This window comes from Agromyces sp. CCNWLW213 (assembly GCF_037199545.1).
Classification (GTDB): Bacteria; Actinomycetota; Actinomycetes; order Actinomycetales; family Microbacteriaceae; genus Agromyces.
The window spans coordinates 628,467-641,179 of the sequence record NZ_JBBBDX010000002.1; the positions used below are offsets into that span (position 1 = coordinate 628,467).

At 74.0% G+C, this 12,713-nt stretch carries 15 protein-coding genes; 7 read left to right on the forward strand and 8 right to left on the reverse strand.

All coding sequences use genetic code 11. The features are described 5' to 3' along the window. Positions 1-4: 4 nt before the first annotated feature. Positions 5-1,111, reverse strand: coding sequence for a hypothetical protein (locus WBQ80_RS07180; RefSeq protein ID WP_336570537.1), 1,107 nt, complete (start codon positions 1,109-1,111; stop codon positions 5-7). Between the two features lie 106 nt (positions 1,112-1,217). Here WBQ80_RS07180 and WBQ80_RS07185 point away from each other — a divergent pair, with 106 nt between their 5' ends. Then, on the forward strand, positions 1,218-1,685 hold the full coding sequence (locus WBQ80_RS07185) for a VOC family protein (RefSeq protein ID WP_336570538.1): 468 nt from the start codon (positions 1,218-1,220) through the stop codon (positions 1,683-1,685). 24 nt (positions 1,686-1,709) lie between these two features. Here WBQ80_RS07185 and WBQ80_RS07190 read toward each other — a convergent pair whose 3' ends face one another. Both WBQ80_RS07190 and WBQ80_RS07195 read right to left on the reverse strand, forming a co-directional pair. Next, positions 1,710-2,027 (reverse strand): ArsR/SmtB family transcription factor, encoded by a 318-nt coding sequence (locus WBQ80_RS07190; RefSeq protein ID WP_336570539.1) that lies wholly within the window; start codon positions 2,025-2,027, stop codon positions 1,710-1,712. After that, on the reverse strand, positions 2,024-2,536 hold the full coding sequence (locus WBQ80_RS07195; RefSeq protein ID WP_336570540.1) for an SRPBCC domain-containing protein: 513 nt from the start codon (positions 2,534-2,536) through the stop codon (positions 2,024-2,026). The genes WBQ80_RS07190 and WBQ80_RS07195 overlap by 4 nt, the downstream gene beginning before the upstream one ends. Before the next feature lie 138 nt (positions 2,537-2,674). Between WBQ80_RS07195 and WBQ80_RS07200 the strand changes: the two genes are divergently transcribed. Further along, positions 2,675-3,619, forward strand: a complete 945-nt coding sequence (locus tag WBQ80_RS07200; RefSeq protein ID WP_336570541.1) for a hypothetical protein — start codon at positions 2,675-2,677, stop codon at positions 3,617-3,619. A gap of 1 nt (position 3,620) precedes the next feature. Here WBQ80_RS07200 and WBQ80_RS07205 read toward each other — a convergent pair whose 3' ends face one another. Together WBQ80_RS07205 and WBQ80_RS07210 are read right to left on the reverse strand one after the other, a co-directional pair. Further along, the gene (locus WBQ80_RS07205) at positions 3,621-4,298 is read right to left on the reverse strand and encodes a response regulator transcription factor (RefSeq protein WP_336570542.1); all 678 of its coding nucleotides are present in this window, start codon (positions 4,296-4,298) and stop codon (positions 3,621-3,623) included. Next, positions 4,291-6,354, reverse strand: coding sequence for a sensor histidine kinase (locus WBQ80_RS07210; RefSeq protein WP_336570543.1), 2,064 nt, complete (start codon positions 6,352-6,354; stop codon positions 4,291-4,293). The genes WBQ80_RS07205 and WBQ80_RS07210 overlap by 8 nt, the downstream gene beginning before the upstream one ends. A gap of 196 nt (positions 6,355-6,550) precedes the next feature. Between WBQ80_RS07210 and WBQ80_RS07215 the strand changes: the two genes are divergently transcribed. After that, positions 6,551-7,045 (forward strand): hypothetical protein, encoded by a 495-nt coding sequence (locus WBQ80_RS07215; protein ID WP_336570544.1) that lies wholly within the window; start codon positions 6,551-6,553, stop codon positions 7,043-7,045. After that, entirely contained in the window at positions 7,029-8,516 is a 1,488-nt protein-coding gene (locus WBQ80_RS07220) for a multicopper oxidase family protein (protein WP_336570545.1), read from the forward strand. Before WBQ80_RS07215 ends, WBQ80_RS07220 begins: the two co-directional genes overlap by 17 nt. A 73-nt stretch (positions 8,517-8,589) precedes the next feature. Here WBQ80_RS07220 and WBQ80_RS07225 read toward each other — a convergent pair whose 3' ends face one another. Then, positions 8,590-8,847, reverse strand: a complete 258-nt coding sequence (locus WBQ80_RS07225) for a zinc-ribbon domain-containing protein (RefSeq protein ID WP_336570546.1) — start codon at positions 8,845-8,847, stop codon at positions 8,590-8,592. A 31-nt stretch (positions 8,848-8,878) separates the two neighbouring features. Next, on the reverse strand, positions 8,879-9,874 hold the full coding sequence (locus WBQ80_RS07230) for an ArsR/SmtB family transcription factor (protein ID WP_336570547.1): 996 nt from the start codon (positions 9,872-9,874) through the stop codon (positions 8,879-8,881). Between the two features lie 46 nt (positions 9,875-9,920). On the opposite strand from WBQ80_RS07230, the gene WBQ80_RS07235 reads away from it, so the two are divergent. Together WBQ80_RS07235 and WBQ80_RS07240 are read left to right on the forward strand one after the other, a co-directional pair. Then, entirely contained in the window at positions 9,921-10,319 is a 399-nt protein-coding gene (locus WBQ80_RS07235; RefSeq protein ID WP_336570548.1) for a cupin domain-containing protein, read from the forward strand. Between the two features lie 9 nt (positions 10,320-10,328). Beyond that, positions 10,329-10,619 (forward strand): DUF4287 domain-containing protein, encoded by a 291-nt coding sequence (locus WBQ80_RS07240; protein WP_336570549.1) that lies wholly within the window; start codon positions 10,329-10,331, stop codon positions 10,617-10,619. Between the two features lie 13 nt (positions 10,620-10,632). Here WBQ80_RS07240 and WBQ80_RS07245 read toward each other — a convergent pair whose 3' ends face one another. Continuing rightward, on the reverse strand, positions 10,633-11,643 hold the full coding sequence (locus WBQ80_RS07245) for an AraC family transcriptional regulator (protein WP_336570550.1): 1,011 nt from the start codon (positions 11,641-11,643) through the stop codon (positions 10,633-10,635). Between the two features lie 136 nt (positions 11,644-11,779). On the opposite strand from WBQ80_RS07245, the gene WBQ80_RS07250 reads away from it, so the two are divergent. Continuing rightward, on the forward strand, positions 11,780-12,607 hold the full coding sequence (locus WBQ80_RS07250; RefSeq protein ID WP_336570551.1) for an NmrA family transcriptional regulator: 828 nt from the start codon (positions 11,780-11,782) through the stop codon (positions 12,605-12,607). Positions 12,608-12,713 lie beyond the last annotated feature (106 nt).

The following is a 12,713-nucleotide window of genomic DNA, read 5'->3' on the forward strand; positions in this document are numbered from 1 at the left end:
GACGTCAGCCGGATCGGGCGACGATCGCGCGGGCGACCTCTTCGACCCGTTCCCCGCGGATCTGGTGCAGCGCGTCGCCGACCGCGAGGAACGTGAGCGACGCGGGCCCGTCGGGGTCGCGCTCGACCACCGCGCGCGCCTCGACGCCTTCGGGCGCCTCGCCGAGCAGGAGCTCGTCGTACGCCACGTCGGCATCCGGCTCCCGGAAACGGTCGAACAGGGACGCGAAGCCCGGCGCGGTCGTGATGGTGACGACGGGGCGACCGTCGACGCGCAGCTCGCAGTCGAACGCCCGCGCGGCGGCCCGCACCGCGTTCGGGAACCCCACCGGGTCGTCGGCCGCATCGGTGGCGACGTACTCGACCGTCGTCCCGTCGCGGAGCTGCACGGCCTCGAGGATCCCCGCGCGGTCGAGGCTGCCGGCGCACGCGGCATCCATGTCTCGCAGTGCGACCGCCGGCCGCTCGAGCTGCTCGGGCGTCGCCGCCTCGAGCACGGGGAACGCCGTGCGGGCGACGTCGGCGAGCCGATCGATCATCGCGGCGCCCCCGACGCCGTCGAACCGGCTCCCCGCGCCCGTGAGGCCGGCGGCGCTGATCGACGCGACCACCCAGTCGTCCCCGACCGGCGCCGAGAGGAACCAGCCGGGGTCGCCCCCGGTCACGGATGCCTCGATGCCGGCGACCTCGCGGGTGTCGGTCGAGACGGCGTCGCCGAGTTGCAGCGGCACCCAGCGGCCGGCGGCATCCGGGAGCACGTCGACCCGCAGGTAGGCCCAGTCGCTGGGCGGGTTGTACTCCGGCATGCCGGAGCCGACGCGCCACGAGCACGCGAGGCCGCCCACGCCCTCGATGAGCACGCCCGTGAACGCCTCCGTCGCCGCGACCGCGGCGACCGGGTCGACGGGTTCGCCGTCGTCGCCGGCGAGCGTGGCGGCGACGAGCTCGGGCGGGACGAGGTCGTCGCACGCGAGGGGTTCCCCCGCGTCGGGCGTCGGGCTCGCCGTCGCGACCGGCGAGGGCGACGGGGAGGCGGCGGGCGCGCCGGCGCATCCGGCGAGCGCGGCGACCAGCACGGCGGCGGTCGCGAGGAGGAGGGGGTTCAGGCCCACGGCTCGACTCTATCGACCGGGTCGCCCGTCCAGTAGTCGCGTGCGGCGACCCGCCCGCCGGGCGTACCGTGGCCGTCGAGCATCGTTCCGAACGAGGGGGTTTCCGATGGCCGAGCTCGCACCGATCCAGCCCTGCCTGTGGTTCGACAGCCAGGCGCGCGAGGCGATGGAGTACTACGTCGACGTGTTCCCGGACTCGCGCATCGTGGAGATCGTGGAGTATCCCGACGAGTCGCTCGACCCGCACTTCGCGGGGATGTCCGGCAAGGTCGTCAGCGGGCGGTTCACCCTGAACGGCGTCGACTTCACGTGCCTCGACGGCGGTCCCCTGTTCACGTTCAACGAGTCGATCTCGTTCATCGTCTCGTGCGCCGACCAGGCCGAGATCGACCACTACTGGTCGCGGCTGTCGCACGTGCCCGACGCCGAGCAGTGCGGCTGGTGCAAGGACCGGTTCGGCGTGAGCTGGCAGGTCGTCCCGGCGAACCTGGGCGAGCTCACGCGCCGGCCCGAGCAGGTCCGGGTGATGATGCGCCAGAAGCGCATCGTGATCGACGAGCTCGTGGACGCGTGACGGCGGGCGGATGCCGCGGCGGGCTCACAGCCCCTCGGCGATCTCCTTGATCGCGGCGAGGCGGCGGTCCCACTCGGCTCCGACGGCCTCGAGTCGCCGGGCGGTGTCGGCCAGCTGCGATCCGAGCACCCGGTAGCGCACCTCGCGCCCGACGCGGACGGGCTCGACGAGCCCGACCTCCTGCAGCACGGCGAGGTGCTTCGCGATGGCCTGCCGCGTGACGGGCAGCCGCCCGGCGAGGGCCGACGCCGACGCGTCGCCCTCGCCGAGCGCGGCGAGGATGCTCCACCTCGTCTCGTCGCCGAGTGCCGCGAACACCGGGACCAGCGTGCCCGTCGTCATGCGGCGCCCTCGGCCGGGGCCGCAGCGCCGGCCGCCTCGCGCTCGAGGAGCGTGACGAGCTTGTCGAGTTCGGAGATCCACCCGTCGCCATGCGACCGCAGGTTCGCGATCGGGTCGGAGGTGCGCTCGAAGCCGGTCTCGACGACGGTGAGCTGCGTGCCATCCGTCGTCGCCTCGAGGGTGAAGGTGAAGACCGTCGAGGTCGCCTCGTCGACCGCGTCGGGGAGACTCCCGGCGGCGTCGTCGTTGCCCCAGCGGTACGACACGGTGCGCGGTGCGTCCATCGCCTCGATCCGGATGGGCACGACGCCGTAGTCCGGGAACGTCATGCTGCCCTCGGCGCCCGGGCCGCTGCCCTCCAGCACGGTGCGCCCGAACCACCGGGAGATGTGCTCGGGTTCGGTCACGGCGCGCCACACCGTGTCGACGGGGGCGGCGATACGGATCGTGCGACGCACGGTGAACGTGCCCTCGTCGACGACGGATGCCGGGTTGTCGGTCGTGCTCATCGGGATCGTCCCTTCGCTCGTTCGGGTGTGCAACCCAATGGTTGCATGGCCGTCCGTGGCAGCGCAACCCTTGGATTGCACCGCGCCTCGCGCCGTGCGATGCGATGCGACGACGGCGGCTCGGGCGAGGATGGAGCCATGGACACCGTGACCGACGACACCGACGTCATCACCTGGCTCCTCGAGGGCGACCCCGCGGTCCGCTGGCAGGTCCGCCGCGACCTCTCGGGCGAACCCGCCGAACAGGTCGCCGCCGAGCGGGCGCGCGTGGCGCGCGAGGGGTGGGGCGCGCGCCTGCTCGGGCTGCAGGGCGACGACGGGTACTGGGGCGGGCACGTGTACGGCCCGGACCGGCAGCGGAACTCGGTGATGTGGACCCTGCAGATCCTCCGCGATTTCGGCGTCGATCCGGACGCCGCTCCGGTGCGTCGCGCGATCGAGCGGGTCGAGCGAGGCGTGCGCTGGGCGGAGTTCGACGACCTGCCCTACTTCCACGGCGAGGTCGAGGAGTGCGTGAACGGCGGCGTCCTCGCGAACGCGGCGTACTTCGGCGTGCTCGGCGCGGGCAGCGATCGCATCGTCGCGAGGCTCCTCGACGAGCGCCTGCCCGACGGAGGCTGGAACTGCGAGCCCGCCGAGGCGTCGCAGCGGTCCTCGTTCGACTCCACGCTGTGCGTGGTCGAGGGGCTGCTGGCCTACGAGCAGGCGACCGGGTCGACGGATGCCGCCGTGGCCGAGGCCCGTCGCGGCGGCGAGGAGTACCTCCTCGAGCGCAACCTGTTCCGCCGCCGGAGCACGGGCGAGGTCGTGGCCGACCGGTACCTGGACTTCGCGTTCCCCACCTACTGGTACTACGACGTCCTGCGCGCGCTCGAGCACTTCCGCCGGGCCGGCGGCGATCCCGACCCGCGGCTCGCGCCGGCGCTCGACGTGGTCCGCGCGCGGCGCGGCGACGACGGGCGCTGGCCGGCGGGGAACCCGCGGCCGGGTCGCGATGCGTACGGCCTCGACGTCGCCGTCGGCGAACCCAGCCGGTGGATCACGCTCCGCGCGCTGCGCGTGCTGCGGTGGGCCCGCCGCTGAGCTAGCCCTCCGCACTCCGCAGGAACGCGAGGACCGCGGCGACCCGCCGGTGCACGCCCGACTCGGGCAGCCGCAGCTTGGTGAAGATCGCGTTCACGTGCTTCTCGACCGTCGAGGACGACAGGAACAGCGCCTGCTCGATGCCGGCGTTCGTCTTGCCCGCGGCCATCTCGCGGAGCACCTCGAGCTCGCGGGGCGACAGCGCGGCGAGCGGGCTCGCGGCGCCCGCGCTCCGCCGCCGCACGAGCGTGTCCACGATCTGCGGGTCGATCACCGAACCCCCGGCCCGGACCTCGCGCAGCGCGTGCACGAGGTCCTCGAGGTCGCCGATCCGGTCCTTCAGCAGGTACCCCAGTCCGGCCGAGCCGTCGGCGAAGAGGGCGAGCGCGTAGCTCTCGTCGGCGTGCTGCGACAGCACGACGACCCCGGTCGAGGCCGCCGTCGCGCGGATCGCATGGGCGGCCTCGATGCCCTCCATGTGGTGGCCGGGCGGCATCCGGATGTCGGTGAGCACCGCGTCCGGACCGAGCCGCCGGACGGCGTCGAGCAGTTCGGTCGCGTTGCCCACCGACGCGAGCACGTCGACCTCGCCCGAGTCCTCGAGCAGCCGCCGCAGGCCCTCGCGCACGAGGTAGTTGTCCTCGGCGACGACGACGCGCAGCGCGTCCGCGTCACCCATCGCCGGACCCGGGCGAACGGATGGGGAGGTCGACGACCACCGTGGTCCCCGACGGCGTCGTCGGCGACACGCGCACGGTGCCGCGCAGCGCCGCGACCCGGTCGCGGATGTTCGCGAGCCCGCCGCTCGTGGCCGTCGCGGGCGACACGTCGCCGATGCCGAGTCCGTCGTCGCTGATCGAGACCCGCAGGTGCCCGTCCTCGCGCGCGAGCCCGACCGACGCGTGCGTCGCGTGGGCGTGCTTCGCGGTGTTCGCGAGCGCCTCGCGGACGACGTAGTACGCGGTCGTCTCGACGTCGGCCGGGTAGCGCTCGGCGCGCACCGCGGCATCCGCCTCGACCGTCAGCGGAATCGGGTACCGGGCGACGCCCGACTCGACCGCCGCCACGAGGCCGTTGTCGCTCAGCACGGGCGGGTGGATGCCGCGCGCGAGCTCGCGCAGGTCGGTGAGCGTCTCGCGGGCCTGGACCTGCAGCTCCGTGAGCTCCTCGGCCGTCAGCTCGCCGCGCTCCAGGCGGTTCCGCGCGAGCCGGAGCCCGGCGATCTGCGCCACCACGTCCTGCTGGATGCCGTCGTGCAGGTCGCGCTCGAGGCGGCGCCGCTCGTCGTCCTGCGCGGCGACGAGGCGCTCGCGCGACGCGGTGAGCTCGGCGAGCTGCTCCGCGAGCTGCTCCGTGAGGCGCAGGTTGGCGACGGATGCCGCGGCCTGGCCGGCCACGGTACGCAGGAGCGTGCGCTCGGCCTCCCCGTACTCGCCGCGCCGCCGAGGCCCGAGTTCGATCCGGCCGAGGGTCGCGTCGGCGTGCACGAGGTCCGCCGACTCGACCGCCGCCGCCGACTCGATCCCGACGGGATCGCCGGCGGCTCCTGCGGGTGCCTCGGCCGTCGCGCCGTCCGGCGACGCCAGCCGGATCCGGACCCACGACGCGCCGAGCCCCGCGCGGACCGCGTCGGCGAGGCGGTCCAGCAGGTCCCGCGGCTCGCCGGCCTCCTCGAGGCGGGTCCCCAGCTCGCTCAGCATGGCCAGCTGGCGGTCGCGGTCGCCGAACAGCGCCCGCCGGATCGAGTTCCGAACCCATGTGCGGACGGGCAGGAGGAGGACGGCGAGCACCGCCGTGAGGAGCACGGCCGGCACGGTCGGCAGGCTCGTCGAGAAGAGGATCGCGGGCGTGGCCACCGCGATGCCGTAGAAGACCGCGATGAGCAGGTCGGAGGAGCGCGCGACGCTCCGCCCGCGATCGCCAGGGGCGATGTCGAACGCGCCGTGACGGAAGATGCCGTGGATCGCCACGATCGGCAGGGCCGTCAGCGTCGCGTAGACGCCGATCTCGACCGGCGGCGCCTCGGGGAAGACCACCCACGCCGCGAATGCGACGATGCTGATGCAGATCGTGATCGCCATCGCCCGCGTCCGCTCGCGCACCCGCCGATCGCCGAAGAGGGCTCGGCTCACGAGCACCGTGATGCACAGCAGCACGGCCGGCCACGCCTGCACGACGAGGCGCTCGACCGCAGGGCCCGCCCATTCGAGCCAGGGGACGACGAACGGGTTCGGGATCCCGTCGCCGCTGATGCCGATGTAGGGCGAGATGACCACGTGCGGCGTGGTGAGGAGGGTCAGCGGGCCGGAGAGGATGGGCGTCCACAGGAGGGCCACGGCGATCCGCTGCCAGCGCCGCTCCGCCCGCCCGTCCGGGAACGTCGCGAAGACGACGAGGAACGCCGCCGTCGCCGTGCCGTCCGCGGTCAGCCCGATCACGTTGAAGAGCGGGAACCACGGCTCGTCGAGGACTCCGGCGTTCCGCTGCATGAAGGTCTCGTACGCCGAGCCCACGAGCATCGCGGTCGCGGCCAGGGCGATCAGGACCGCCGTGCGCGACGAGGTGACAGTGAGCAGCCACATGCCGAGCACGAACATGGGCAGTGCCCCGAGCAGCGGCCAGGCGAGGCCGTGGTCGGCGTCGGCCTCGATCACGCCGCGCACGATCACGACGTATGCCAGCGACGCGACCCCGATCGGGCCGAGCGTCGCGAGGCACACCCACCTGCGCTCCACGGTTCCATGGTCCTCCTCCGAGCCGGTTCGTGCGAGAGGGCCCTCCCCGACTCCCCCTTAGCAGCCAGCCCCCACCGTCGATGCGGGGCTCCGCCACGGGCGTTCCGGTCCGCTTCGTTCCGGGCGCGGCCCCGTTCGGCGAGCGTGATGGGCGAGCGGATGCCGCGACCGGCGCCGCAGTTGAGGAGAAGGCATCATGCGCACCCTGTACACCGCCCTCGCCTGGACCGTGGCCGGGGCCGTCGTCGTCCAGGCCGCCGCGATCGCGTTCGCGTTCGGCGGCATGCTCAACCTGGTGTCGGAGGGCGGCGTCGTCGACAAGGCCCTGCTCGAGGGCTTCCAGGCGGGAGGCGTGGGCGAGGCCGGCTTCCTGGTGCACGGCCTCGTCGGCGGGGTCGTCATCCCGCTCGTCGCGTTCGCGCTGCTCGTCGTGTCGTTCTTCGTGCGGCGACGCGGCACCACGGCGTGGGCGGCGATCGTGTTCGGGCTCGTGGCGATGCAGGTGGCACTGGGCTTCTCGGTCACCGACATGCCCTACCTCGGACTCGTGCACGGCGCGAACGCGCTCGCGATCGTGGCGGCGGCCTCCGTCGCCGCGCTGCGCATGGCCCGCCCGGCGCGGCCCGGCACCGGCGCCGACGAGCGCGCGGCCACCGCCGAGGGGGTGGGCTCGGATGCCGTCGCCACGTGAGCTCGTCCGACGCGTCGCGGTCGCCGTGGCCGTCGCGACGGCCGTGGGCGCGGGCGCGCTCGCATGGAACTCCACGCTCCTCGGCGAGTACTCGATCATGGACATGGGGTCCGAGCCGTCGGGGCACGGCGCGCACGCGGCCGGTGGCGGGGCATCCACCGGCTCCGGGCCCGAGACCGACGTCACCGCGCTCATCGCCGATCCGGACCGCCCGGCCGACGTGCGCATCGAGCTCACCGCGCGGCAGGAGCGCATCGACGTCCCCGGCGGCCGCACCGTCGACGGCTACACCGTGAACGGCACGTCGCCGGGGCCGGAGCTGCGCGCCCGGCAGGGCGACCTCGTCGAGGTGACGTTCGTGAACGAGTCGGTGACGGACGGCGCGACCCTGCACTGGCACGGGATCGACGTGCCCAACGCGGCCGACGGCGTCGCGGGCATCACGCAGGACGCCGTGCCCGTCGGCGGACGCCACGTGTACCGCTTCGAGGCGACGGATGCCGGCACCTACTGGTACCACTCGCACCAGGTCTCGCACGAGCAGGTCGAGCGCGGGCTCCTCGGGGCGATCGTCGTCGAGCCCGCGGAGCCCCCGGCCTTCAGGACCGACGCCGAGTTCACCGCACTCCTGCACATCTACGGCGGGCAGCACACGCTGAACGGACGGGCCGAGGACGCGCGGGTCGATGCGGCGCCGGGGTCGATCGTCCGGGTGCGCGTGGTCAACACCGACCAGGGCACCGCCGCCGTCTGGTCGGCGTCGCCGCTCCGCGTCGCCGCCGTCGACGGACACGACGTCGTCCGGCCGACGGACGTCGAGGGCCGGCGCGTCCTCATCCCGGCGGGCGGGCGAGCGGATGTCGCGGTGCGGGTGCCCGACGACGGGAAGGCCGTGCGGCTGCACGTCGGCGGCGCGCGCAGCGTGGTCGCGGGCGCCGCGGGAGCCCCCGCCGCGCCGCCGTCGCCGCAGCCGACGCGCACCCTGGACCTGCTCGCGTACGGCACGCCCGAGCCCCCCGCCCTCGACCCGGCGTCACCCGACCGCACCTTCGACTACGTCATCGGCCGCCGCTTCGGGATCATCGACGGCCGGCCCGGCAACTTCTGGACGATCAACGGCCGCATGTTCCCCGACATGCCGATGTTCCACGTCCGAGAGGGCGACCTCGTCGTGATGCACCTCCGCAACGACTCGGGCGACGTGCACCCCATGCACCTGCACGGCCACCACGTGCTCGTGCTGTCGAGGGACGGCGTCGCGGCATCCGGGAGCCCCTGGATCGTCGACTCGCTGGACGTGCGACCGGGCGAGTCGTACGACGTCGCGTTCGTCGCCGACAACCCGGGGATCTGGAGCGACCACTGCCACACGCTGGCCCACGCGGTCGACGGGCTCGTGGCCCACGTCATGTACGAGGGCGTGACGACGCCGTTCCTGATCGGGGGCGCCACGGGCAACCGGCCGGAGTGACCGGCTCGTCCGGTGCGCCGTCACCGCACGGACCGGTCACGCGCAACCGGCTCGACCGGTCACGCGGCGGGATTCACTGCAGCTGGCGGTTGCGTGCGGCCCACTCCATGCCGTGCGTGGCCTGCTCCTTCGTGAGCGAGGTCATGCCGCCGCAGTTCGAGCAGGCGACGAAGTACGACTTCGACACCGCGAACAGGGGGATGAAGAACACCGAGAACCGGCTCGCGCTCTCGACGACGTGCTGCAGGGCGGCGACCCCGCAGTACTCGCACACGAACGTCACCTCGGTGATGACCCGGTCGCGCGGGGTGACGCCCATGATGAGGAACATGCTCCGAGCGTAGGCGGCGTACCCCTCGGAGTCAGGGGGCTTGCGCCGAGCCCATGAGGGCCTCCCCGAGCGGCGTGCGCAGGTGCAGCATGCGCGCGCCCTCGCGCCGGCTCGCGATGAGGCCCGCATCGCGCAGCACGGTCAGGTGGTGCGACGCGGTCGACGGCGCGAGCCCGGCGTCCGCCGCCACCTGCGAGGTGGTCCGTGCGGCGTGCGAGGTGAGCAGGATGCCGGCGCGGGTCGGGCCGAGCAGGGCGCCGAGCGAATCGGCGAGCGCCGTGGCATCCGCCGCCCACCGCTCGGTCACGCCCTGCGCGGGATAGAACACCGTGGGCTGGGCCGGCGGCTCGGTGAGCACCGAGCACCCGGTCCCGCCGAGCACCGACGGCACGAGGACGATGCCCGAGCCACGGCAGTCGAGCACCTCCGAATGCAGGCGGAGCTCGACGCGGACCGCGTCGTCGTGCCACTCGACGGTGCGGTGCAGCCCACGGACCATGCCGGCGAGCCCGTCGGTCGCGACCCGGCGGGCGCGCACCGCGATGTCGGCCCGCAGGATGCGTTCGAGCTGCGTCCAGGACGGCGCGATCAGCGCCGCCCAGAGCTCGAGCCAGGCGTCGGCGATCATCGCTCGCGCGCGGGGCAGGTCGTCGAGCATCCGCAGGACGGCGTCGCGGCGCGCACCGGTCGAGCGGACCACCACCTTCCCCAGGTCGACCGCCATGGGGCCGGCCGCCGCGTCGCGCAGCCGTGCCGCCTCCGCGGCGGGATCCAGGTCCCACGAGGGCGGGGCGGTGAGGAAGTCGGGGAAGTACCCGCGTTCGCCGATCAGCACCGCGAAGAGCTCGAACGCCTCGCGCGGCACGCTCCCCCTCACGCCGCGCAGCCAGCCCCACTGCAGGGGATGCTCATCGGGCCGCTGCAGGACGCGGACCGCGTGGCACAGCTCGTGCCCCGGCGAGACGCCGAACCGGATCGCGGAGATGTCGCCCGGTGCGAGGCGGAACTCGACGAAGTTTCGATCCACGTCGAAACACTAACGGCGACGGATGCCGCGGCGCGACGCTGGGCGCATGACCGAAGCCGAGATCACCCTGACCCCGACCACCGCCGCCCCGTCGCCCGCGCTCGTCCCGGCCGAGGCGCTGCGCATCGGCACCGGGCGCACGCGCCGCTTCGTCGGCCGCGAGCACGGTGCCGGCGTCTCGTACTTCTTCGTCGACAACGACCCGGGCCAGGGGCCGGGACTCCACTGGCACCCCTACGCCGAGACCTGGGTCGTGCTCGAGGGCACTGCGCACATCGTCATCGGCGACGCCCGGCTCGCGGCGAGCGCGGGCGACACCGCCACCGTGCCGGCCGGCGTCTGGCACCGCTTCACCAACGCGGGCGACGGCCCGCTGCGGATGCTGTGCATCCACGCCTCCGACACCATCATCCAGATCTGGGCCGACGAGCCCGCCGACCGCTAGGAGCAGCGAATGTCCTTCCAGGCCTATCTCGACAACATCGAGGCGAAGACCGGCCTCACCCCGAGGCGGTTCATCGAGCTCGCCGACGAGCGCGGCTTCGGCCCCGGCACCAAGGCGACCCCGATCGTGGCCTGGCTCGCCGAGGACTACGGCCTCGGGCGCGGCCACGCCATGGCGCTCGTGCACGTGATCACGAAGGGGCCGCAGATCGACGACCGGCACGTCGACAGCGGCGGCACCCACAGCGACCCGAGCGACACGCTGTGGCTCGACGGCGCGGCGACGAACCCGAACCGGTGACGCACCGCGGCGGTCACCTCGCGGCGAGATCGCGGACGGACACCGGCGCGGACGTGCGGGCGCGCCGCCGCACCTCACCCGGGGTCACGCCGTGGCGTCGCTTGAACGCGCGACTGAAGGCGGCTTCCGAGGCGTAGCCGACGCGGCGCGAGACGGCGGCGATCGGCTCGTCCGTGCTCGAGAGCTCGGCGTGCGCGCGCTCGAGGCGCCATCCGGCCAGGTAGCGCATCGGGGGTTCGCCCACGAGCGTCGAGAAGCGCTCGGCGAACGCGGAGCGCGACATGCTCGCCTGCCGCGCGAGCGAGGCCAGCGTCCACTCCTCGCCCGGCCGGGCGTGCATCCCGCCCAGGGCGCGACCGACCTGCGGGTCGCGGAGTCCCGCCAGCCACCCCGTGGGCGGCGCCTCGACCGTCGCGAGCCAGCGCCGCAGCACCTGGATGACGAGGATGTCCGCGAGTCGCGTCATCACCGCCTCCCCACCCGGCCGGATCGCCTCCGCCTCGCGCGCGAGCAGCCGGAGCACGGCCTGGAACGCGCCGCCCTCGCCGTCCTCCCATGCGTCGACGCGGATCACGTCGGGCAGTTGCTCGGTGAGCCGGGCGGTCAGCGGGCCGTCGACCTGCATGGCCGCGTACGCGATGCGCGTCGGCTCCCCGCCGCCGCCGAACCGCATGTGCTCGTAGGTGTCGCTCAGCCGTTCGACGGGGATGTCGAGCAGGGGCGTCGCCGCGGCATCCGGTGCGCTGAGGAGTCGATGCGGCACCCCGCGCGTCACGAGCGCCGCACTGCCCGCCTCGAGCGGGTGCCGCTCGTCGCCGATCTCGAGCACGCAGCGGCCGGCGAGGACCACGGGCAGCATGACGCAGCCGGGGAACGGCGGGAAGTCCACGCCCCACGGCGCGGTGACCTCGGCACGGCAGTAGAAGGCCCCCGTGAACCGCAGGAGGTGCAGGCTGTCGCCGAGTCCGTCCTGCTCGAGGACCGCCGCGGGGGACGTGCCCGCTGACCTCCGTGGATTGCCCATGCGTCCACGGTGCCATGCCGATTCGCCGCGCGTCGCGGAACTTGGACGCCCGGCATAGAAATACGGTCATGCGGCGATTGATCATCCGACCCGAACCGGCGAACGTGGACGCACACCGATTCCAAGGAGGTCCATCGTGGACGAGATCATCGGCGTCATCGGCGCCACAGGGAAGACCGGCCGCCGGGTCGCGGACCGGCTCGCCGCGCGCGGCGCGACCGTGCGACGACTGTCGCGCGGTTCGTCGCCGTCGTTCGACTGGGAGCAGCCGGACGGCTGGAAGGCCGCACTCGACGGAGTGGACCGGCTCTACGCCGCGTACGTGCCCGACCTGGCCGCGCCGGGCGCCGACCGGGCCATCGCCACGCTGGCCCGGGTCGCGCACGAGGTCGGGGTGCGCCGCGTCGTCCTGCTGTCCGGTCGCGGCGAGGCCGGCGCCCGGACCTGCGAGGACATCCTGTTCGCCTCGCCCGTGGCGACCACCGTCGTGAGCGCCTCCTGGTTCGTGCAGAACTTCACCGAGGGGATGCTGCACGACGCCGTCGCGGAGGGCGTGCTGGCGCTCCCCGCCGGCATGGTGCGCGAACCGTTCATCGACGTGGACGACCTGGCCGACGTGATCGTGCACGTGCTGCTCGAAGACGGGCACGAGGGTCGCCGCTACGAGGTCACCGGGCCGGAGTCGCTGACGTTCGCGGAGGCCGCGGCGCACCTCTCGGCGTTCGCCGGGCGCGAGGTCGCGTACGTGCCGATCGGGTTCGACGAGTTCCACGCGGCGATCGCCGAGGCCGAGGGAGCCGACGTCGCGACGCTCCTCACCGAGCTCTGCCGCGAGGTCTTCGACGGGCGGAACGAGGGCACCACGTCGACGGTCGCCGACCTGCTCGGCAGGCCGGCCCGCGACCTCAGCGCCGCACTCGTCGATGCACACGCGGAGCGGCGACGCGCGACCGCGAACGCCTGAAGCCGGGTGGGGGGGGGGGGGGGGGGAGGAGACCCCCCCCCCCCCCCCCCCCCCCCCCCCCCCCCCCCCCCCCCCCCCCCACCCCCCCCCCCCACAAGACCCCCCA